This is a genomic window from Bacteroides sp. AM16-24 (genome assembly GCF_003471885.1).
Lineage (GTDB): Bacteria > Bacteroidota > Bacteroidia > Bacteroidales > Bacteroidaceae > Bacteroides.
On the sequence record NZ_QRKI01000001.1, the window covers coordinates 66,274 to 90,396 of the forward strand.

A 24,123-nucleotide genomic window follows, 5' to 3' on the forward strand; every position below is an offset into this window, starting at 1 on the left:
AACAGTAATTGTATGAAAATCTACGTATTTAACCCGGACACAGACATGGCGCTTGCTAATAATGAGGAAAATTATATAGCTCCCGCTTCTGTTCGCCGGATGGCTCAGGATCTTGCTTTATTACCTATATGGTATGCTCAACCTGGCAGTGCAGTACTTGCTCCATCGGCTTATAATGCAGATTATCTGCAAATGATGAAGCGTATGTTTACCCTTCCCGTGCAGTTGGTAACCGAACCTGAACTTCCTGATTATGCGGAATCTCAGATTATGCCATGGGGCTGGAATCTTGCTTTTCGCAGACGCATGTTAAAAGGGGGGATTGCAGAACATAAACTTTTTACGACCGAAGAACTGGGGATACTTCGTGTGTTTTCCTCTCGCGCGTGGGCTATGACGATGCTCGACTTCTTCTATGGCATTGAGGATTGTTGTGGTTCTGCCCGCTATCTGAACGATCTCTCTGCTTGCCGGGAATTTGTAGAGGAGTATAAACGTACAGTCTTGAAAGCACCCTGGTCAAGTAGCGGTAAAGGGTTGAACTGGTGTAGAGGTACATTTACCGACTCTATTGCAGGTTGGTGCCAGCATGTTTTGGATGAACAGGGGGGCGTTATCGGGCAGCCGGAATATAATAAGGTGGAAGATTTTGCTCTTGAATTCTATTCTGATGGATGCGGTAAAGTGCTCTTTACCGGCTATTCGCTTTTCCGGACTAATGAAAAAGGAGCCTATCTTGGCAATCGGCTGGTAACTGCTGAGTGGGTAGAAAAGTGGATAACTGATTATCTGCCTTTGGTTACTCTGATACAGGTGCGCGAAAGATTGCAGGAAGTATTAACCGTTATATTCGGAGAAGTTTATACGGGTTATTTGGGGGTAGACATGATGATTTGTCGTGATGAGGAAACACAAAGTTTCCGTATTCATCCTTGTGTGGAGATTAATATGCGTATGAATATGGGAGTGGTGGCACATCTGTTTCGCGAGAATTTTGTAGCTCCGGGTACAGACGGTAATTTTAATATTGATTACTATCCGACGAATGATGCCCTGCAGGAAGAGCATAAGCTGGCTATGGAACGATATCCTGCTGTTATAGAGAACGGACGCTTGGTTTCCGGCTACCTTCCATTAGTTCCGGTTACACCGAAGAGCCAGTATCGTGCCTATGTTCTATGTTATAAAAGTGGGGTGGACGATACAAATGATTAGTGTAAGGCTTGTTTGCATGCTTCACTCTCATTTCCACAACGATCCACAGCTGTGACGGCAAAGTATTTCTTTGCCGTCCACAGACGGATGGGGGCATATGTATATTCAGTTCCCTGTACACGCTGGGCTATGATATTTTCCGGGTTAGAGGTATCTACGGGATAAGTATCCGAACCATAGATGACATAAGTCGGCACATTGTGTTTATCATTGTCCGTGGCGGGAAGCCAGCTCAAATGTATGTAGCCATCGGCCTGCCGGGTAACGGTTAAATTGCCGGGAGTTGTAGGTGGCACGTTGTCTATCCATGGCATGGCAGGCTGCAAGGCTGGAGCGGTATAGAAATCTTCTTCCAATGCATCATACAATCCCTGAGTGTTATCCATCAGATATTTTACACGATAATGAGCCTGGCCTGCCAGTTTATGTTTGCGGATAAAGTACATTTGGCGTTCCACTGCGTCCAAGGTCCAGTTGCCTTCGCTGGGGTCAAGGAAATAAATGCCCAGTCCTGGAATAATCTGTCGTCCGTTACTTTGTTCCTGCCAGTCGAGGGCAAAAGGGTAGAAGTGATTACCACGGAAATAAATCATGGGATATATCTGATCTTGTATCCCTTCGCCCAGCCAACCTTGTGCATCCTGATAGACGGTATGGAAAGCATTCCAGCCGCGAGAAGGATAGCGGGAAGTGTCACGGTATTTACCTACGGGGCAGGTACTGACCTTTACCCAGGGTTTCAGGGCTTTTACACCTTTATAGAGATGACGGACGATTTCTGTGATATTATCCCTGCGCCATTGGGAAAGGTCGCGTCCTTTACCGTACTTCCGGAAATCGTAGGTGTCGGGAAAACGGGGAGCATTCTCCGGATAACGCAGATAATCGAAATGGACACCATCTACGTCATATTTTCCCACAACCTCACGTACAAGACTCATCAGGTATTCTTTGGTTTGCGGGTTTCCGGGATTGAGGAAATATTCCCGCTTATAAGGTACACAAATGGCGGATTTTTGTTTGGTGACAGAGGTCTTACCCAGATTGGCAACATGTTTGCGGTTGCCCAATGGAATGGCTACCATCCAGGCATGGCATTCCATACCGCGTTTATGACATTCCTCTACGGCAAAAGCCAGCGGGTCATATCCCGGGTCGCCACCTGTCTTCCCGGTTAGTATAGAATTGAAAGGCTCTATTTTTGAGCGATAGAGTACATCACCGCGTGTCCGTGTCTGGAAGAGTACGGTGTTGAAGTTGGCATCTTTCAGTCGGTCCAGTATTTCGACGAGTTCTGCTTTTTGTTTCCGGATACCTTCGGGCGTGGTGGCACGGGTACGCGGCCAGTCCAGACCATAGACAGCGGTAACCCAGGCGGCACGCACTTCGTATTTGGGAGGACGATTTGTCGTCTCACCGATGGATTGCGCAGCGAGGGGCAAAATCAATATGCTAAATAGTATGGTAAGCAGTAACTGTTTCATGATAGGGCTGGATTCTCTTTTACTTCTTTATTTCTGTCATTTTTCGCGGCGAAGATAAGTAAAACACTCGAGAAAGTTGTGCAGTTTCCAAAGAAACTGTTACATTTGCGTGCATTAAAAGTAATGAATAACAACGCACCATGATTACATTTACACTTTGCTTACTGGCATTGATAGCGGGCTATTTTCTTTACGGGCGTTTCATTGAACGCATTTTTGGCCCTGACGATCGTAAAACACCTGCCCTGACCAAGACCGACGGGGTGGACTATATTCCTTTGCCCACCTGGAAAATATTCATGATACAGTTTCTTAATATTGCCGGTTTAGGACCCATCTTCGGCGCTATTATGGGGGCTAAATTCGGGGTGTCATCTTATTTGTGGATTGTGTTTGGCAGTATCTTTGCCGGTGCTGTACACGATTATTTGGCGGGTATGCTTTCTTTGCGTAATGGCGGTGAAAGTTTGCCGGAAATCATCGGTCGATATCTGGGTACGACTACCAAGCAAGTGATGCGTGGTTTTACCGTACTTCTGATGATATTGGTGGGGGCTGTGTTTGTAGCCGGTCCTGCCGGACTGTTGGCAAAGCTTACGCCGGAGTCGCTGGATGTAACGTTCTGGATAGTGGTTGTATTTATCTATTATATTTTTGCGACTCTGTTGCCGGTCGATAAGATAATCGGTAAGATTTATCCACTGTTTGCTGTTGCACTGCTCTTTATGGCTGTGGGTATATTGGTGATGCTCTACGTGAAACACCCTGTTTTGCCGGAGTTCTGGGACGGATTGCAAAATACGAATCCGAATGCTACCGAATTACCTATTTTCCCAATTATGTTTGTAAGTATAGCCTGTGGCGCTATCAGTGGTTTCCATGCAACACAAAGCCCGTTGATGGCACGTTGTATGACGAGTGAACGTCATGGCCGGCCTGTGTTCTATGGTGCTATGATTACCGAAGGCATCGTTGCTTTGATATGGGCTGCTGCTGCCACTTACTTCTTCCATGAAAATGGAATGGGAGAAAATAATGCGGCTGTAGTAGTGGATGCCATTACTAAAGACTGGCTTGGCGTGGTGGGAGGTTTCCTTGCCATATTGGGGGTGATTGCTGCACCTATCACCAGTGGTGACACTGCTTTCCGTTCTGCCCGTCTCATTGTGGCTGACTTTCTTGGAATGGAACAAAAGACCATGCGACGCCGTTTATATATATGCATTCCGATGTTCCTCGTTGCTATTGGTTTGTTGCTTTACAGTCTGCGTGACAAAGAAGGTTTTGATATGATTTGGCGTTACTTCGCATGGACCAACCAGACGCTTTCTGTTTTCACTCTTTGGGCGATTACCGTTTATTTGGTGCGTGAGAAGAAGGGGCATTACTTTTATGTAACTTATTTCCCGGCTATATTCATGACGGCTGTTTGCACGACCTATATCTGCATAGCCCCCGAAGGTTTTGGATTAGGACCTCAGATGGCGCTTACTATTGCTATTCTTTCTGTTGTGGTAGCCGCATTCTGGTTCAATATCTGGTATTTCAAAACGACTAAAAAACTTTGGTAATGAAGAAATTCAAAAAATCTACAAGTATTACAATTGCCCTGCTTATTTATGTGAGTGCTACGGCAGCCTATTTCCTGCCACGTAACACTGTCATCAGTGATACGGAGAAATACGTCACGGTTGCAGCGTCCTATGTCATTGTGTTTATCCTTTGGCTGGTTCTGCGCAAAAAGGAAGAATTGCAGCGGAAACGTAAAGAAGAAGATGAAAAGTATAATAACACCAAAAACTATAAGTAACAATGAAAAAATTAGTATTATTCGTTTGTCTGCTTGTGGCCACAGTGGCTGCCCAGGCACAGTTTGAAAAAGGAAAGTGGATTGTAAATCCGTCAATTTCCGGGTTAGGTTTGTCGCATAATACGGATACGGATAAGACCTCTTTTGCTATTGAAGCCAAGGGTGGTGCATTCTTGCTGGATAATGTGGCGTTGCTGGTGCATGCAGGGGCTGCTTGGAACAATGGTGGTTCGGATACAGATGTCTATACCCTTGGTGTAGGTGGCCGTTATTATTTCAGTAATATTGGTATATATCTGGGCGCTGATGTCAATGTGGATCGTTGGGATTGGGGTACAAGCGATGATACTAAGTTTTCTTTTGGAGCGGAGGCTGGTTATGCTTTCTTTTTGACAAGGACGGTGACACTTGAGCCGGCTGTGTATTGGAATGTAAATAGTGACCGTTCGGTATTTGGCCTGAAAGTAGGTTTCGGTTTCTATTTCTAAGAGTTTTCTTCCGCTTTGCGGATTTTATAAATCGTCCCATGAGATAATGTTAATAATCTTACGGGACGATTTCTTTTATCTCATGGGACGAATATTTTCATCTTACGAGACAAAACAAATCGTCTCATGAGATAAATTCATTTCAATTATTTCATGTGTAATTTCTCTTGCAGGAATTGTCCTGTATAGCTTGTTGCACATTTTGCCACTTCCTCCGGTGTACCTGCAGCTACCAGATTTCCACCTTTATCACCGCCTTCCGGTCCAAGGTCTATTACGTAGTCGGCACATTTTATAACATCCATGTTGTGCTCAATGATTACAATGGAGTGTCCACGTAATATTAAAGCATCGAATGCTTCCAGCAATTTACGGATGTCATGGAAGTGCAATCCTGTGGTCGGTTCATCAAAGATAAACAGGGTGGGATCTGCTTTCTCCTGACTGAGGTAGTAAGCCAGTTTCACACGTTGATTTTCACCACCTGAAAGGGTGGAGGAAGATTGTCCCAGTTTGATGTATCCCAATCCCACATCTTGCAGTGGAGCAAGTTTCTTCACAATCTTCTTTTGTCCGTGTTTGTTGAAAAACTCCACGGCCTGGTTTACGGTCATTTCCAGTACATCATATATATTGGCATCATGGAACTTTACTTCCAATGTATCTGCTTTGAAGCGTTTGCCGTGGCAGGTTTCACATTCCAGAACCAAGTCGGCCATGAATTGCATTTCTACTGTGATGGTTCCGTCACCTTTACACTCTTCGCAACGTCCGCCTTCACTGTTGAATGAGAAGTAACCAGCGGTGTATCCCATTTGCTTGGCAAGCGGTTGTTCTGCCCATAATTTACGAATTTCATCGTAAGCTTTGATATATGTCACGGGATTCGAACGACTGGATTTACCAATGGGGTTCTGGTCTACAAATTCTACGTTCCGTAGATTTTGCAGGTCACCACCGATAGAAGCGAATTCACCCGGACGTTCACTGCATTCATCCAGTTCGCGCTTCAGAGCACGGAAGAAAATATCACGTACCAGAGTACTCTTACCGGAACCACTGACTCCAGTTACTACGGTCATCACGTTTAGCGGAAAACGTACATCTACTCCTTTCAGGTTATTCTCGCGGGCTCCGGTCAGTTCTATGTAATTATTCCATGGACGACGGTGTTCCGGAACAGGAATTTCTTCTTCTCCCAGCAGATAACGTACTGTGTAACTATCACTATTCGGTTGTAAATCTTTCATATCTCCCTGGTAGACAATTTGCCCGCCCAGACGTCCGGCTTTCGGTCCGATATCTATAATGTAATCTGCTGCACGGATGATTTCCTCGTCATGCTCCACGATGACAACCGTATTACCCAATTGTTGTAATTGACGTAATACATGGATCAGCTTATCTGTGTCGCGGCTATGTAATCCGATACTTGGTTCATCAAGAATGTAGAGTGAGCCAACCAGGCTACTGCCTAATGAAGTGGCGAGGTTGATACGCTGACTCTCACCACCGGAAAGCGAATTGCTGAGACGGTTTAGTGTCAGATATCCCAATCCTACATCGAGAAGGAAACGAATGCGATTGTTGATTTCTGTTAGGATACGGGTGGCAACATCTGTATCATGCTTATCCAGTTGAAGATTATCGAAGAAAGTTTTCAGTTCCGTAATCGGCAAGTCCACAAGTTCGGAGATATTTCGGCCGCCTACCCGTACATAGCTGGCTTCGGGCTTCAGACGGGTACCGTGGCACTTTGGACAAAGCGTTTTTCCACGATAGCGTGCCAACATCACACGGTATTGTATTTTGTACTGATTTTCCTGTACCATCTTGAAGAAAGCATTGATTCCTTGGAAGTAAGGGGTGCCTTCCCATAACATGCGGCGTTGTTCGTTTGTAAGTTCAAAGTAGGGGGTGAAGATCGGGAAACCGGCTTTTTCAGCACCGCGTATTACCATGTCTTTCCATTCGCCCATCACTTCGCCGCGCCAACATACCACGGCACCGTCGTATACGGATAATGAGCGGTTGGGTATTACCAAGTGTTCATCAATGCCGATTACTTTGCCGAAGCCCTCACACTCAGGACATGCACCAATAGGGGAATTGAAAGAAAACATCTGGTCGCTGGGCTCCTCAAAAGTAATGCCGTCTGCCTCGAATTTAGTGCTGAAGCGGTATAGGCTGGTTGTTCCGTCAGGTTGATAGAATCGCAGCAGGCAAGCACCGTCACCTTCGTACATGGCTGTCTCGGCAGAATCTGTTAATCGGCTGATTGCATCTTTCTCTTTAGATGCTACCATACGGTCTATCAATAAGAAAACAGTATCTTCTTTTTTAGGTTCGTATTCGTCGATACGAACCATTTCTCCGTTTACTTCCAGACGGTTGAAACCTTGTTTCATATCGATATCTAATTGTTGCTTCATCGTTCGGTCTTCGCGGAGTAATATCGGAGCCAGTACGGTGTATCTTGTTCCTTCCGGATATCCTAACATACAGTTTACGATATCTTCTGTGGAATGTTTTTTTACTTCCTCTCCGCTGATGGGACTGAATGTTCGTCCGATGCGTGCATACAGTAAACGTAGGTATTCGTAAATTTCGGTAGAGGTACCGACGGTAGAACGTGGGTTGCGACTACTCACCTTCTGTTCTATGGCAATAGCTGGCGGAATTCCCTTAATAAAGTCACATTCCGGCTTGCTCATACGTCCCAGGAACTGGCGGGCATAGCTGCTCAGACTTTCTACATAACGACGTTGTCCTTCTGCATATAGCGTGTCGAATGCCAGGGATGATTTACCGGAACCGGATAGCCCGGTGATGACGACAAGTTTGTTTCTGGGTATTTCTACGTCTATATTTTTCAGGTTGTTGACGCGTGCGCCTTTGATAAGTATGGAGTTGTTTTTTATCATAATCAGAGTCACTATAGTGAATATCAGTTTGCAAAGATAATCACTGCGGTTCAAATATGTATAATGATTGGCAGGTTAAGATTTGTTATACTTTTAAATAGTTGCTGATATACCAGGAGGAAAAGAGCTATTTTTATGCGCATTTTTAAACGAATCATCCCTATGCGATACCCTCGGATATGCTTGTGTGCCATTTTTGTATGCTTGTTGTCTTGTGTCGAGACAATTACAGGACAAGAGACTGTTGATCTGAAATCACTTGCCGATAGTGTGCGGAAAGCTAATGGCAAGCCGAATTTTCTACCTTTGGGCATGCACTTTCTGGAGCTGGCAAAAGAACGGAAAGATACGGCAAATATCAGTGATGCTTATGCCATCATTACAAATCATTATTATGAGTTGGGTGATACGGATAGCCTGCGTCTGATGACTTATGAATATATGGATTGGGCGGACCGTTGTCATCGCAATACGGATCGCTACCAGGCATGGAGGCAATATATTCAGCGGATGACTGAAAAGGGTATGCAGGAAGAGGCGATGAAAGAGACAGAATTGCTATGTAAAGATGCCGAACAGAGGAAAGATAAATATGGCATGGCATCCGGGGAGATGTGTATAGGCTATAACCACCGTGTGTTCGGGCAGAATATAAAGCTCTGTATTGAATATTATGATAATGCCTTAAAACATTTTGAGGAAGGAAAATACTACCGTGACGCCTACGTCGTTTCTCTTAATATCATTCAAACTTATTTGGCACGTCAGTCGTATAATGAGGCTTTGCCCTATTTGGATCGTTTGGAACAGTTTGGGAAAACAATAGAAGAGAAAAAAATATCTATAGGAGAAGCGCTATATATGCGTTTTTATCAGTTTCGTGTCATTGCTGTCTTAGGGGTGAAAGGAGCGAAGGCGGCGGAACCTTACGTTCGTGAGACGAATGCTTATTATGTCAAACATAAAGGAGACATTTCACAAGAAGGATGGTTCGGTTACAAAATAATGTGCAACCAGATCCTAGGAGATATAAGTAATGCTGTGGTTTATATGGATTCTTTAATTGATTACCAACGTTCGATCGGTAATTATTACCCTGGAAATTATAGGCAGAAAGCCATTATGCTGGAACAAGTAGGTCACTATAAGGAGGCATGCTGTGCTTTTGCAGAATACTCTCAATTGAATGATTCTGTACGTACGGCAGAAATGGATGAACAACTGAACAAATACACTGCCCAGTTTGAAGTTGACCGCCTGAAGATGGAAAAATTGGAATTGAGTGAAAGAATGAGTCGTGAACGGCTTATTACGGTATCTATTGCCGGTTGCCTGATATTTATATTACTTCTGCTGGTTACTTACCTCTACGTTCGCACTTTATCTATGAACCGGAAATTGGATGTTGCCCGCAAGGAATTGCAGAAGATGAGCCGCATCAAGAGTTCATTCATCCAACATGTTACGCATGAGTTGCGTACACCGCTTAATTCTGTAGTGGGCTTTTCTGCTTTGCTTGCCGAGGAAGGGCTGGATGTGGAAGATGCTCGTGAGTACTCCGGTCAGGTAGAGAAGAACAGTACTTATTTGCTGGGATTGATTGATAATATTATTGATATAGCTGACATGGACTCTCAGACGGCAGATATGCCTAAAGAAGTTGTAGATGTCAACGCTTGCTGTCTTGAATGTATAGATGAATTTGGAGGCAAACAAAATGACGGTGTGGAATTGCAGTGGATTCCATCTCCTGATGATCCTGTAATCCTGACTGTGCGTGCCTGGATGAAGCGTGTCCTGTCTTTGTTGCTGGACAATGCTGAGAAGTTTACCGAACAAGGAGTCATTCGTTTACTGTGTGAGGAAGATAAAGCGAATAGTATCATTCGTTTTATTATAGAGGATACAGGTATAGGTATCGATCCGCAATATCAGGATACTATTTTCGAGCGTTTTTTTAAAATAGATAGCTTTAGGCCTGGTACGGGATTGGGACTTTCCATAGCCCGCCAGGTAATGGACATTGTTGATGGCAAAATTTATCTGGATACATCTTACACAGGCGGTACCCGTATGGTGGTAGAATGGCCTGCATAATTAATAAACAACCCTTAATCAGATTTATAAAGAATGAAAGTAAAAACTCTTTTGTGCGTATGCGCTCTGCTCTTTTCTTTAGCTGCGGTGGCACAATCTCCGCAACCCGAAAGATATCCTAAACGTGAATTTCGCGCAGCTTGGATCCAGGCTGTTAACGGACAGTTTCGTGGAATTCCTACCGAGAAGTTAAAACAAACCTTGATTGACCAGTTGAATTCTTTACAAGAGGCAGGTATCAATGCAATCATTTTCCAAGTACGTCCTGAGGCTGATGCTCTTTATGCCTCCAAACTGGAACCGTGGAGCCGTTTTCTGACAGGTGTACAGGGAAAAGCTCCCAATCCTTACTGGGATCCTATGGAGTTTATGATTGAAGAATGCCATAAGCGAGGCATGGAATTTCATGCGTGGATCAATCCCTATCGCGTGAAGACCTCGCTAAAGAATGAATTGGCCCCGAATCATGTTTATAATATCCATCCCGAGTGGTTTGTGACCTATGGTGACCAATTGTATTTTGATCCGGCATTACCGGAAAGCCGTCGTCATATCTGTATGGTGGTAATGGATATTGTTTCCCGCTATGATGTGGATGCCATTCATATGGATGATTATTTCTATCCTTATCCTAAACCAGGAGTGGAATTTCCGGATGATGCTAACTTTGCCCGTTACGGTGGTGGTTTTTCTAATAAAGCAGACTGGCGGCGCAGCAATGTCAATGTGTTGATAAAGAAAATACATGAGACGGTACGCGAGGTGAAACCCTGGGTTAAATTTGGTGTATCTCCTTTCGGTATCTATCGTAATGAGAAGAGTGATCCGCTGGGTAGCAAGACCAATGGATTACAGAACTATGATGACCTTTATGCCGATGTGCTTCTTTGGGCTCGTGAAGGCTGGGTGGACTATAACATTCCGCAAATATATTGGCATATTGGCCATCCGGCAGCTGATTATGAAACATTGGTGAAATGGTGGGCAAAGCATACGGAGAACCGTCCTTTGTTTATCGGGCAGTCAGTGATGAATACAGTACAGAATGCTGATCCGCAAAATCCCTCTATGAACCAACTTCCCCGCAAGATGGCATTGCAGCGTGCTTATCAGACAATTGGCGGAAGCTGTCAGTGGCCTGCCAGCGCAGTGGTGGAAAATGCCGGGAAATATCGCGATGCTTTGATTGCTGAATATCATAAATATCCTGCTTTACCGCCGGTATTCGATTTCATGGATAATGAAGCACCTGATAAGGTGCGTAAGGTAAAACCTGTGTGGACAGCAGATGGGTATCTTTTGTTCTGGACAGCCCCGAAGTACAAAGATGAAATGAATCGTGCTGTTCAATATGTAATTTACCGCTTCGGTGCAAAAGAGAAAGTGGATATCAGTGATCCTTCCCATATCGTAGCTATTACGCGCGATAATTTTTATAAATTGCCGTATGAGAATGGGAAAACAAAATATCGTTATGTGGTGACGGCACTCGACCGACTGCATAATGAATCGAAAACAGTTGCAAAAAAGGTGAAGCTATAAGCTTCATCTTTTTTATTGATATAATATAAGCCCTGCTATTCCGCAAACTACAATCATTAGTATCGGATTGATTTTATATTTCCTGGTTCCTATAAAAGCTATCAGGAAAATGAGGCAGCTAATAATAAATGAGTACATATCTTCTTTGGGTGAACTGAAGTTTTCTGCGTTCATCAATACCAATGCTGCTGATGCCAGCAATCCGACCACTGCCGGACGCAATCCACTGAATACGGCTTCTACAACCGGATGCTTCTGATATTTCAGGAAGAATTTGCTGATGGCTAACATCAATATGAATGAGGGAAACACCACTGCAAGAGTAGCGATGATAGAGCCCCATACACTTCCAGTAGCAGTGAAACCTACATATGTTGCCGAATTGATTCCGATAGGTCCGGGTGTCATTTGACTGATAGCCACAATATCCGTAAATTCTTGTGATGTCAACCAGCCATAGCGGGTGACCACTTCACCCTGTATCATAGAAAGCATGGCATATCCGCCACCAAAGCCAAACAAACCGATCTTGAAGAATGTATAGAATAACTGTAAATAAAGCATGGAAGAATTATGATTTATAATTTATGATTTATGATGCGCAGCCAACTTTCAACTCTTAACTTTCGGACGGTGCAATCGTCCGTACAAGTATCCTCCCACACCGGCAATGATAATTACCCAAATAGGGGAGAAGTCCAGTAACCAGATGACCAATGCTGATACGACGGGTATCCAGATATTGTATCGGTTTACCTTGGCTGATTTTGCCATACTGAATGTAGGAGCGGCGATCAATGCAACCACTGCCGGACGAATACCTTTAAAGATACGTTCAACAATGACATTGTCTTTGAAGTTATGGAAGAATAACGCAATGGCAAGAATTATGAAGAATGACGGTAATATAGTACCTAAAGTGGTAACTATACTTCCGCGAATTCCCCTTAACTTATATCCGATGAAAATAGAAATGTTGACTGCAAGAATGCCGGGGGTTGATTGGGAAATAGCAAGTAAGTCAATGAAATCGTCTTTGGCAATCCATTTCCGTTTATCTACAATCTCTTCTTCTATCAATGGCACCATAGCATAGCCGCCTCCTATAGTAAAGAGTCCTATCTTAGAAAAGAGGCCGAATGCCTCGAAGTAAATATTCATGTTATTATATCATCTTACCATTATTATCTTCTTCTTTCTGTTTCGCATATTGGCTTGGGCTGACGTTGAAATGCTTTTTAAATACTTCACGGAAGTACTTCGCATCACTAAATCCCGTCATTTCGGCAACCTCAGTTATACTGTGCTGTTGCTCTTTCAGTAGCTGGGCGGCACGTTTCAGGCGTATCAGTCGGATATAATCTGCCGGGGCTTGGTCAGTCAGAGCCTTTATTTTATTATAAAAACTGGTGCGACTCATATTCAGTAAGTTACATAGCACATCAACTGTAAAGGAACTATTATCCATATTGTCTTCCACACTCTTCTTGACAGTAGAAATGAATTTCCAGTCAATGTCGGTGGAACAGTTGATGCAAGCTGTATCACTCTCTTCATCGTTCAGTTCCAGATTGGCATATTTATGGCGCAATAAAGAACGGTTAGTAAGGATATTAGCTATCGTAGCACGAAGAATACCAATATTAAATGGTTTCACAATGTATTCGTCTGCTCCTGTTTTCAATCCTTCAATGATATTTCTATCATTATTCAGTGCAGTTAGTAATATGATGGGAATATGTGATGTTTCAATATCATTCTTTAATTTGTGACACAATTCATCCCCACGCATTTCGGGCATCATGATATCCGAAATGATCATGTTAGGCATGTATTCTTTAACGATGTCGAGTGCCTGCTTACCATCGCTGCATACTTGTATGGTATAATCATCCGACAGTGTATTGCGCAGATACTCTCTCAGTTCGTCATTATCCTCTACAATTAAGATTTTCGGAAGATCGCCATTCTGCTGTTGTTTCTGTCTGGCTGTATCATAAACAGTACTTAAAGAAATATTCTTAGGCACCCCCGATTCTGTATAGACTACTTTTTCACTTCCCGGTTTCGGACTATGAACGGCTTTACGATAATATTTTTCTTTTTTCGGGAATATAACCTTAATGCAGGAACCTTTACCTTCCGTGCTGTTGAAGTTAATTTTACCTTTATGCAAACGGACGAGTTTCCATACCAGTAGCAGACCAATGCCACTACCTGTAACCTTTGAGTTTATAGCATTACTACCCCGGAAATGCATTCTGAAAAGTTTTTTTTGTTCGGAAGCCGGAATACCGATACCCGTATCCTTTACTTCAACGCTCCAGTTATCTTCAGTTTCAGCAGCAAAGATATGTACGCTACCACCTTCCGGTGTATATTTCAAAGCATTGGAAATCAAATTCTTCAGAATAGAGTCCATTTTATCTTTGTCGAGCCAGACATTCATATAACGGAAGTTGCTTTCGTATGTCAGGCTGACACGTTTGACATCTGCATAAGCTCGGAAAGCATTGATCATTTCTTCCATGTATGTACTCAATTCGTATTCTGATACATACAAAGCACTGGAATAAGTATCTGCGCGTTCAAAGTTGATTAGGTTAGTAGTAAGACGCAGCAGGGCATTCACATTTCGTATGGCAGTATTCATATTGCTACGCCCGCCTGGTGTCAGGTCTTCTTTTTCACTGAGTTCTTCCAAAGGAGCTTTGATCAATGTCAACGGAGTACGGATATCGTGCGCTGTATTGATAAAGAAGCGTATCTTTTCATCCGAAGTTTTTCGTTGTTTTCGTAAGATAATGACACGTAAGGTTATAGTAATAATTGCTGCAATAACAAGAGCATAAAGTAATAAAGCCCAGATGCTGAGCCATATTGGTTGTTCTATCATAATATCCATGTCACGTTCTTCAAGAACGATTCGCCTGTCTTCACTGGAAATGGCACGTACCCGTAGTGTGTACTTTCCGGGACTTAGGTTAGTGAATCGGATCAAACAGTCTTTTTCAGGACGGCTCCATCCGTCATAAAAGCCTTCCAATTTCCAGGAATACAAAATCAGAGACGGGTAATCATAGTTAATGGAAGATATTCGCAAAGAGAATATATTCTGATTATATTTTAGTTTCAATACTTTGGTTTCATCTATGTCAACCTCTAGCGGTGAGCCTTCGTCACCAGGGTAAACGGTCTGATAGAATACACGTAAATCGCTGAATATCATTTGAAATTTGTAATTTCGTGGAATCATCATGTCTTTATGAAATTCTATAGCTCCGTCCGTACTTCCGAGAATGAAGTTTCCATTCTTCCGCAATACACCTGATGCAGAATTGAAATGGTCACTTTTCAATCCTTGCTCCTTAGTCCAGTTATGGAATACTTTTTCACTTGGATAGTAACTTGTCAGACTGTTTTCAGTACTCAACAGAATACTTTGGTCTTCATCTGAAAGAATCGTATATATATTGTTGGAAATCAAAGGGCAATTATCTTTATGAAAGTGCTCGAACGATTTGTTCTCATAATCATAAATGAGTAGTCCGGAATTACTGGTTCCTATATATAGCAAACCGTTGTCCGATTGGTAAAGTGCATTGATATAAAAAGATTCTATCGGCATTGATATATATTGAAATTCACCGCTCTCTTTATCTAATAAATACAGACCTGTGGCAGTACCTATCCACATATGTTTCTCGTCCTTTTCTATAATGTCCGTAATGCCGTTCAGTCCCGGATATGTACGTATGTTTTTACGTGAAAAATCAATTTGTTTTAGATTGTAATAGCCGCCGGACCAGATGTTGCCGGCAGAATCTTTCATAATAGAACGTATATATTTGTCTGGGCGGATATCACTGTCACTAAATGTAGAGGGAGTGAAGAATTCCGCTTTCATTTGTTTTTTGTTGATTTGATAAATGCCTGAACTGTACCCGCCCGCCCAAATGATACCCGGTGATACCTCACATAAAGAAATGAAAACATGATTCTTTGTAACATTTCCGCTGTCGAATACACTGAGGAATGAGTGCCATTGCTTAGTTTGAGTGGAGTACAGGCTGATACCGTTGTTGGTGGCGAACCATAAGTCACCCTCGTGATCTTCGATGATCGCATTTACCTGGTCATTAACAAGTGATTGCTTGTTGCCAATGGAATGTTTAATCCATTGATAACTGGCGTATTGATTATTGCGTACCGTGATGCCGATAGGGTAATTGGCCATCCAGATACGGTCACCATCAACGTAGAAGTCGTAGATACTATTGCCGTTCATGGCATTATAGCTGTTATAATCTGCTACGATGTAAGGATCGCACTTGTAGGTATCCACATTCATTTTATATACGCCTGCACCATCAGTGGCTATTAAGATTTCCTTATCGTTGAAAGCTTTTATACGGGTAATACTGACATCTTCCAAACCAGCATTGAGCTTGATAGTTTGATGGATATTCATGTCGTACAAATAAAGACCTTTTTGGAAGGTACCGATAAATAGTTTACGACTTTCTTTATGAAAATATAGTTCGTTAACTTGCATTTTCAGGTTATCCAGCCAGTGACAAGGCGAAAGATTGAGGACGTTGTCTTTTAACTCGGCGTGATGTACACCAACATCTGTACCGATAAAATAATGTTCTGGATCGATTTGCTCAATATCTGTAATGCTTTCTCCTATATGGTTTTCAATGACAGTGTTTTTTTCACTGTTGGTATCATAGAGGTATAGCGCTTCTTCATTGCAGAGCCATACAATGTTATTACTGTCAATAAAACCATAGCTTACAGGAGTCGGATTTCCTTTTACCACTTCATCCGGTAGTTTGTATACTAACTGGAAGCGGTCATGTTTGGCGTCATAGCGGAATACTCTTCCTTTTTTGCCTATTTCCCAAAGTGTTCCATCCGTGCCGACATAGAGCCAACTCAGATTTAACATAGAATTGACCTCTATCTCGCTGTCTATAAGCCGATATTGCTTGAAGTTTTTTCCGTCATAACGGTCGATGCCATTATGCGTAAGAAACCACATATAACCTTTCGGCCCTTTCTGAATGGCATATACCCTACGGTTACTTAAGCCATCTTCTACGCCGAGATATTTATATGTTTGGGCGATGCATAGGGCAGAAAAATATGTGAATATAAAGAAAAGGACGAGTTTTCTCATAATAGTTACAGGCGTTTGTTGTTGGGGCCTTTTGTGAAATTAACGCAAAAATATGCATTTTGTTTGATAAAAGCAAAACGAATGTAGAAGAATAGTGTTCGATACCTCGTATTGTTTAGACGAAACAGGCGCAAGTTGTATATTATAACCTGCGCCTGTACATCACTTCTAAATTGTAGTCAGAACTACTTTGTCTTTTCTTCTACCCATTTACGTGCATTGACGAAGGCTTCCATCCATGGAGTAATCTGGTCACTGTGCAGACGATCAGCAGGATAACAACCGTTCTGCCATGGGAAGATGGAACGCTCCAAGTGAGGCATGATAGCGAGATGACGTCCGTCGGAACTTGCTATTGCGGCAACTGAGTAGTCCGAATTGTTCGGATTGGCAGGATATTCATCATAACTGTACTTAGCCACCACATTGTATTTATCTTCATCGTAAGGCAAAGAGAATTTTCCTTCTCCATGAGCTACCCAGATGCCGAGTTTGCTTCCGCTTAACGAACCGAACATTACACTACGGTTTGTAGGAATGGTAAGTCCCAGGAATCTGGATTCGAATTTATGCGATTCATTGTGAAGCATCTTGCCATTCTTCTTGTGTTCCGGGTTAATGAGGTTCAGTTCCATCATCAACTGGCAGCCATTACAAACACCCAGTGAAAGTGTATCTTCACGAGCGTAATATTTGTCGAGAGCTTCTTTGGCTTTCGGGTTGAAGAGGAAAGCACCTGCCCAACCTTTGGCAGAACCCAGTACGTCGGAATTAGAGAAACCACCGCAGTAAACAATCATGTTCACATCTTCCAATGTCTCGCGTCCGCTGATAAGGTCGGTCATTGTAACGTCTTTCACATCGAATCCTGCCAAGTACAGTGAGTAGGCCATTTCGCGTTCACCATTCGTACCTTTCTCGCGGATAATTGCTGCACGGATACCTGTCGGGGTACGACGATCCGGATCAATGCCGTATTGAGAGAATTTACCTTTGAAACCTGGCATGAAAGCGAATTCCAAGGGCTGCATCTTATAGTTTTCGAAGCGCTTTTTAGCACAGCCGTTCATAGATTGTTTGCGGTCGAGCAGGTAAGAGGTAGAATACCATACATCACGCATGTAATCGATACCGAATTGGTAAGTAGCATCGTCTTTGGATACGAGGATGTGACGTTCATCAGTCGGCTTACCGATTTTCACATAACCCACACCGGCATCTTCCAATATTTGTTTAACCTCTTCTTTGTGCTTGTCGCTTACCTGGATCACGATACCCGGGTTCTCGGCAAACAAAATTTTCACAAGGTCGTGTTCCTTCATTTTGTCGAGGTTGATCTCCATACCACCTTCTACATTAGCGAAACACATTTCAAGCAGAGTTGTAATCAAACCACCGGCAGAAATATCATGTCCGGCAAGAATCAATCCTTTGTTTACCAACTCCTGAACAGCAAGGAAAGCATCGCGGAAATATTCGGCATCTTGTACGGTAGGTACTTCGTCACCTACTTTGCCCAATGACTGTGCAAAAGCCGAACCGCCCAGCTTTAATGTATCAAAGCTGAAATCAATATGATAAATGGTTGTCTTTTCGTTGTTTACTAGTACGGGAGAAACTACTTTCTTCACGTCGGATACTTCACCGCCTGCCGACACAATAACGGTTCCCGGAGCAATCACCTTGCTACCGTCGGGATATTTCTGAGTCATGGAGAGAGAGTCTTTTCCGGTAGGCACGTTGATTTGCAGTGCACAGCAGAAATCACTTAATGCCTTTACGGCGGTGTAGAGGCGTGCATCTTCACCCTCTTGTGAGCGGCAAGGCCACATCCAGTTGGCAGAGAGGGAAATGCTGTCCATTCCTTCAGCCATAGGAGCCCATACAAGGTTGGTCAACGCTTCGCTTACAGAAAGTACCGAACCGGCTGCCGGATCTGCCAATGCAGCTTGTGGCGCATGTCCTAATGAGGTAGCGATACCTTTTTCGCCACGATAGTCGAGGGCTACCACACCGCAGTCACTCAGCGGTAACTGCAATTCGCCCTGGCATTGCTGGCGGGCGATCTTACCTGTTACGGAACGGTCTACTTTGTTAGTCAACCAGTCTTTGCAGGCAACAGCTTCCAATTGCAATACATTCGTCAGGTATTCGTGCAACTTGGATTGTTCGTATTTCGGCATTTCGTAGTGACGCTCTACGGTTTTGTCTATCATGTAAGTCTTGGGAGACGAACCGAACATCTGTTCCACGGCAAGGTCGAACGGACGTACACCGTCAGCTTGTTGGAAGGCAAAACGATGGTCGCCGGTAGTTTCACCTACCACATACATCGGAGCACGTTCGCGTTCAGCTACTTTACGTACATGCTCGATGGCTTCTTCTTCAATCAGCAATCCCATGCGCTCCTGGCTTTCGTTGGCGATGATTTCTTTAGCTGACAAAGTTTGGTCACCTACGGGTAACTTGCTCATATCGATCAAACCACCGCATTCTTCCACCAATTCGGAGAGACAGTTCACGTGTCCTGCTGAACCGTGGTCGTGGATGGACACCACTGGGTTAGTCTCTTCTTCGCAGAGGGCACGTACTACGTTGTAGGCACGTTTCTGCATTTCGGCATTGGCACGCTGTACAGCATTCAACTCAATACCGCTGCTGTAACGTCCGGTGTCTACTGAAGATACGGAGCCGCCACCTAAACCGATACGATAATTGTCACCACCGATCACAACGACTTTGTTTCCGGCTTCGGGAGCACCCTTCAAGCAGTCACGCTTTGTACCGTAACCTACACCACCGGCAAGCATGATTACTTTATCGTAACCATAAACTTCGTCGTTCTCTTTATGTTCAAAAGTAAGTACCGAACCGCAAATCAGTGGTTGGCCAAACTTATTACCGAAGTCGCTGGCACCATTGGATGCCTTGATCAGAATCTGTTCCGGAGTCTGGTACAGCCATTGGCGTACCGGCAATATTTCTTCCCAAGGACGTCCTTCGTCCGTGCGTGGATAAGAAGTCATATAGACAGCAGTTCCGGCAATCGGCCAGGAACCTTTACCACCGCCCATACGGTCACGGATTTCACCACCTGTACCGGTAGAAGCACCGTTGAACGGTTCCACTGTGGTAGGGAAGTTATGTGTTTCAGCTTTCAGTGAGATAACACTCTGTATATCTTTCACCTGGAAGAAATCAGGCTTGGAATGATCTGCCGGAGCAAACTGCTCAACTACAGGACCTTCTGCAAAAGCTACGTTGTCTTTATAGGCTGAAATAATCTTATTCGGATTTTCCTGAGTGGTCTTTTTAATCATCTGGAAGAGGGAAGACTCTTGTTCCACACCATCGATGATGAACGTTCCACCGAAGATTTTATGGCGGCAGTGCTCAGAATTGATTTGAGCGAAGCCAAACACTTCGGAGTCTGTCAACTTTCGTCCGAGGTCCTGTTCTACTTTTTTGAGATAGTCCATCTCTTCTTTTGAGAGTGCCAGACCTTCTTTCTCATTGTAAGCTTCCAGGTCTTCAATATGGACGATCGGTTCCGGCTTACGGTTAGTGGTGAATACATCCTGGTCCAAACCTTTGTACATGCGTTGCAGCATTGGGTCATGGTCAGCGTTTTCGTCTTTTACAGGGAAATACTCTTCAATACGGGTAATGCCATTCAGTCCCATGTTTTGGGTGATTTCTACGGCATTCGTACTCCAAGGAGTAATCATTTCGCGGCGTGGACCAACGAAATGTCCTTTCAGGTTGTCTTCACTTTCGGGGGTGGCTTCTCCAAAAAGCCAGCAGAGTTTGTCGATGTCTGCTTGGGAAAGTACGTGGTCGCATTCTACGGCTATCACGCTCTTGGATGGGGTCTTGAAAAAAAGAATCATACTGAATATTTATGATTTATGATTTATGATTTATGCTTGGGATACTCCGGGAAAGGCTGGGAAGCGCTTACGGAAGTACCGGCTTTTTTCCTTTGGCGCAAAGATACATAAAATCGTTGGGGGAGAGAAAGAAATGGAAATAAAAAACGCATGCAGATTTGCTTGCATGCGTTTTTATCGGGAATCCTTATTGTTTTACTTTGTCAGGGAAAGGGTGGTTGTACCAATCGTAATCCGGATTGGTAATCCATAGCTCGAAATTCTCAAAAGATTGGCGGAGATTGTTGCCCTCTAGTGGGAAGCTGAATTCACCGGGGATTATCATGACCCAGCAGAAATTGCCCTTTGCCCTGAATGGGGTATTGGGGGATGCAACCACTCCGCCAATGGCGGATGTGTCGAACAAGTCGGTTGCTTTTCCATTGATCTGGTGGATTTCCATACGTTTGCCTTGTGCTGCATTGCAAGTGATGAAGAAGTTCAATTTGTTTAAAGCCAATTTGGATTCTTCCACACTGTTCTCTTTGAAATGAATGGTTACGGTGAATTCTTTAGGATTAAATTCAGCGTCCTTATAGGTACCTACGATGGGAGTGCCGTTATAACCTGCAAAAGCATGCGCATGGTCGAACAGGGGTACAACTGCTAAAGTTTGTCCTTGTTCAGTGCCGTTGGCATTGGTTTTGAACATATTTTCTGTGAAGTTATTACTTGTATCATATTGAATACTGCTAATATCGCCGGCAGTGAGTTCGTCCAACTGTACTCCTGCGGAAATGCGTTTACTTGCTCCGATGGCGGCAAGTTTACACTTCAGTGTGGCTTGGGTTACGTAGTTACCTGTAACTTTTAGTGTAACTTTGGTAACCAGTACAATATCATTCATATCGTAATCGCCAAAGTTGGGCCACAGATCTTCAAAGGCGTAGGTATACTGCCCTAAAGTATATTCTTTATCATTACCGGGTTCTTCCGGGGTACCCCCTTCCTCCGGTTTGTAGGCGGGAGCACAATCGGAGCCTGTTGTTTTCACCCCTGCGTTGGCGGCAGCTTTCGTATTCCCCCATTGGGCACCGTCTTCCAAATAAATGTTTTTTGGCTTTTCCCCATTGTTATGGTCGCATACAACGAATACTTTATTTTTAATTTGTGTGGTTTTATCGTTGTATTCGTTTATTACTGTTGCATTCGTTAGTTTGACTACGGCCCATTTGCCATCATCATCTCCCTCTATTTCACTGTCATTTTTTAACTCTAAAGTTTCCTCAATTTCTAAAAGAGAGTTCTTTTCCATTTCTAAAGTGGCTTTTTGCATCCACATTGTTTTGGAGAAAACGTATCCTCTTTCTTTTATTTCAAGTAGTGAGTCATCCTTTCCGTTACCATCCAATTCTATTTTTTCGGCGTGAAGGCATCCATAGTTATCTATTTCACCGCCATTTTCAATGGCGAGTGTTCCGTTTACTGTCATTGTGCCGTAATTCTCTATTTCAAATTCATTTTTAACAGTGAAGTCGCCAAAGCATTGAAGAATCCCCGCTGCTTCTCCTTTGGACTGTTCCTTGCTTAAGATGATAAATTTGGCATCTTTATGGTTCTGAAATGCGTTCTTTGCTGAAATGTTCAATGTTCCTGCAATATAAATTTTACCGCCTTCCATAATGTTGATGTTATCATTCAAGTTAACCATGTTTCCGGTAGAAACTTTGTATTCTTCATTCTTATTTATCTTTGTGATGTCAGTTGTTAACTCTTTTGCTTCGTTCCAATCTTCCAGGTCATCATCACTACGTGTAGTTATGTTGGGAGAACGGGTAGACGAGACTGTGTTGCCGGACTCTCCCAGATGTAATGTTGCTTTCTTGTTGACTATAGGGACATTACATTCCAATGTCATTTGGCTACCATCTGTATAGTGTAATGTTTGGGTTACGGTCACTATCGTATCGCTGGCAGGTAGTGTGATTTCTTTGTTATATGGGTAGTTGAAACTGGCTGTGCCAATGGCTACAGGCAAACTCTCCTCGTCTGCTCCTTGTGAGTAGATGGAGATAGTATAAGTGTGGGGCGTATTATTGCCGATAGTTACGTGAACGGCAACTTGGGCAGTGGTAGACCATAGAAAATCTGAGGGAATAGTAAGATCGGTGACATTCCCATTGTCAGGTTCATTGTCTGGTTTGCTGTCAGGATTGTATACATCATTGTTCATACAACCGGCAAGTGCAAGTAGTGTAATGAATAAGAGATTCCTTAATTGATGAGCTGTTTTCATAAGCATGTCTTTTCTGTTTGTATTAATTAACAGTACAAAGATAATGTAAATCTTGATATAAAGCTATTAAAAGTTGTCTTTTTATTCTTTTAAGTTGGTTATTTAATAATATCTGTACTGAATTATCCTTTTGTTTGACTTCTAAAATAAAATTTATCTGAACTTTCCATATTGCTTTTATGTAAAATAATAGGATGCTAAGAGTTGCTTGTTTTCTACTTTATGTACGCTCTTTTAACCGGTGCTCAAGTAACTATTCTATAATCAGCTTTTATGTTTAAATAAATCTCCGTAATAAATGCATGTTTTTTACAATGTCAAACTAAAATGTCTCTATTTTCATTCTCTGTAAAACGACTTGCAAATTCATTTTCTTATGAAAGACTTTTCACCTCTAAACATGCACAACGTTTCTGTCTAAGAATAGCCTGTTATTTGTCACTTTTTCGCTTTAGTAGTGTAAAGTATTAGGTGTTTTATGCTAATCAGTCGAAAAAACGTTAACACAATTGGTTCGTCTCACAAAAAAGTACGATATTTGCAGCCATGATTGAAATAAGGACCATATTCGATATATTATGGAAGGGCTTTATTATCGGGGTAGTTGTGTCTGCACCGCTGGGGCCTGTTGGCGTACTGTGCATTCAGCGTACGCTGAACAAGGGGCGTTGGTATGGTTTTATAACGGGACTGGGAGCCTCGCTGAGTGACATTGCCTACGCCTTACTGACAGGATACGGAATGAGTTTCGTATTCGATTACGTCAATAAAAATATTTTTTATTTGCAGTTGTTCGGAAGCATCATGCTGTTGGCATTTGGCATTTATACGTTCCGCAGTAATCCCGTTTCGTCCATTCGCCCTGTTTCTACTAATAAAGGTTCTTATTTTCATAACTTCATAACGGCATTCGCCGTCACACTATCCAATCCACTTATTATTTTCCTGTTTATCGGACTCTTTGCACGCTTTGCCTTTGTCAGCGAAGGGGTGCTGGTGTTTGAGGCAGTCACCGGATACCTGGCTATTGCATTGGGAGCATTGGCGTGGTGGTTCGGTATTACTTTCTTTGTGAATAAAGTCCGTACACAGTTCAACCTGCGCGGCATCTGGATATTGAACCGTATCATCGGAGGCATTGTCATTGTTGTATCTGTGTTTGGATTGGTGTTTACGCTGATGGGCGAATCACTTTACTGACAAGAAACATAAA

At 43.1% G+C, this 24,123-nt stretch carries 14 protein-coding genes; 7 read left to right on the top strand and 7 right to left on the bottom strand.

The genetic code is table 11. The features are described 5' to 3' along the window. Positions 1-12 precede the first annotated feature (12 nt). Positions 13-1,215, top strand: a complete 1,203-nt coding sequence (locus tag DW182_RS00250) for a hypothetical protein (protein WP_118294286.1) — start codon at positions 13-15, stop codon at positions 1,213-1,215. Here the strand turns inward: DW182_RS00250 and DW182_RS00255 are convergent. Further along, positions 1,212-2,699, bottom strand: coding sequence for a glycoside hydrolase family 10 protein (locus DW182_RS00255; protein WP_118294287.1), 1,488 nt, complete (start codon positions 2,697-2,699; stop codon positions 1,212-1,214). The two genes, DW182_RS00250 and DW182_RS00255, sit on opposite strands and share 4 nt — an antisense overlap. A 140-nt stretch (positions 2,700-2,839) precedes the next feature. On the opposite strand from DW182_RS00255, the gene DW182_RS00260 reads away from it, so the two are divergent. Genes DW182_RS00260 through DW182_RS00270 form a run of 3 tightly spaced genes read left to right on the top strand, consistent with a single transcriptional unit; the run spans position 2,840 to position 4,997 of the window. Beyond that, entirely contained in the window at positions 2,840-4,270 is a 1,431-nt protein-coding gene (locus DW182_RS00260; protein ID WP_117707831.1) for a carbon starvation protein A, read from the top strand. Further along, positions 4,270-4,509: a hypothetical protein gene (locus tag DW182_RS00265; RefSeq protein ID WP_007664445.1), complete on the top strand. Its 240-nt coding sequence runs from the start codon at positions 4,270-4,272 to the stop codon at positions 4,507-4,509. Before DW182_RS00260 ends, DW182_RS00265 begins: the two co-directional genes overlap by 1 nt. A gap of 2 nt (positions 4,510-4,511) precedes the next feature. Continuing rightward, complete coding sequence (locus DW182_RS00270) at positions 4,512-4,997, top strand: outer membrane beta-barrel protein (protein ID WP_021968241.1); 486 nt, start codon at positions 4,512-4,514, stop codon at positions 4,995-4,997. 146 nt (positions 4,998-5,143) lie between these two features. Here DW182_RS00270 and uvrA read toward each other — a convergent pair whose 3' ends face one another. Beyond that, positions 5,144-7,921 carry an excinuclease ABC subunit UvrA gene (gene uvrA / locus DW182_RS00275; protein WP_118294288.1) on the bottom strand — a complete coding sequence of 926 codons (2,778 nt, stop codon included), beginning with the start codon at positions 7,919-7,921 and terminating at the stop codon, positions 5,144-5,146. A 162-nt stretch (positions 7,922-8,083) separates the two neighbouring features. Here uvrA and DW182_RS00280 point away from each other — a divergent pair, with 162 nt between their 5' ends. Then, positions 8,084-10,018 (top strand): sensor histidine kinase KdpD, encoded by a 1,935-nt coding sequence (locus tag DW182_RS00280; protein ID WP_118294522.1) that lies wholly within the window; start codon positions 8,084-8,086, stop codon positions 10,016-10,018. 33 nt (positions 10,019-10,051) lie between these two features. Beyond that, on the top strand, positions 10,052-11,560 hold the full coding sequence (locus DW182_RS00285; protein WP_118294289.1) for a glycoside hydrolase family 10 protein: 1,509 nt from the start codon (positions 10,052-10,054) through the stop codon (positions 11,558-11,560). Between the two features lie 12 nt (positions 11,561-11,572). Here the strand turns inward: DW182_RS00285 and DW182_RS00290 are convergent, their stop codons facing one another. From DW182_RS00290 to DW182_RS00315, 5 genes are all read right to left on the bottom strand, one after another. Continuing rightward, on the bottom strand, positions 11,573-12,124 hold the full coding sequence (locus DW182_RS00290) for a chromate transporter (protein WP_118294290.1): 552 nt from the start codon (positions 12,122-12,124) through the stop codon (positions 11,573-11,575). 48 nt (positions 12,125-12,172) lie between these two features. After that, entirely contained in the window at positions 12,173-12,721 is a 549-nt protein-coding gene (locus DW182_RS00295) for a chromate transporter (protein ID WP_117691450.1), read from the bottom strand. A 4-nt stretch (positions 12,722-12,725) separates the two neighbouring features. Further along, complete coding sequence (locus tag DW182_RS00300; protein ID WP_118294291.1) at positions 12,726-16,745, bottom strand: response regulator; 4,020 nt, start codon at positions 16,743-16,745, stop codon at positions 12,726-12,728. A gap of 185 nt (positions 16,746-16,930) precedes the next feature. Beyond that, positions 16,931-20,635 carry a phosphoribosylformylglycinamidine synthase gene (purL, locus tag DW182_RS00305; protein ID WP_118294292.1) on the bottom strand — a complete coding sequence of 1,235 codons (3,705 nt, stop codon included), beginning with the start codon at positions 20,633-20,635 and terminating at the stop codon, positions 16,931-16,933. 187 nt (positions 20,636-20,822) lie between these two features. Continuing rightward, a complete protein-coding gene (locus tag DW182_RS00315; RefSeq protein ID WP_233564047.1) occupies positions 20,823-22,910 on the bottom strand; it encodes an LruC domain-containing protein in 2,088 nt (695 codons plus the stop codon). Between the two features lie 546 nt (positions 22,911-23,456). On the opposite strand from DW182_RS00315, the gene DW182_RS00320 reads away from it, so the two are divergent. Further along, positions 23,457-24,110, top strand: coding sequence for a LysE family translocator (locus DW182_RS00320; RefSeq protein ID WP_007664434.1), 654 nt, complete (start codon positions 23,457-23,459; stop codon positions 24,108-24,110). Positions 24,111-24,123: the final 13 nt, after the last annotated feature.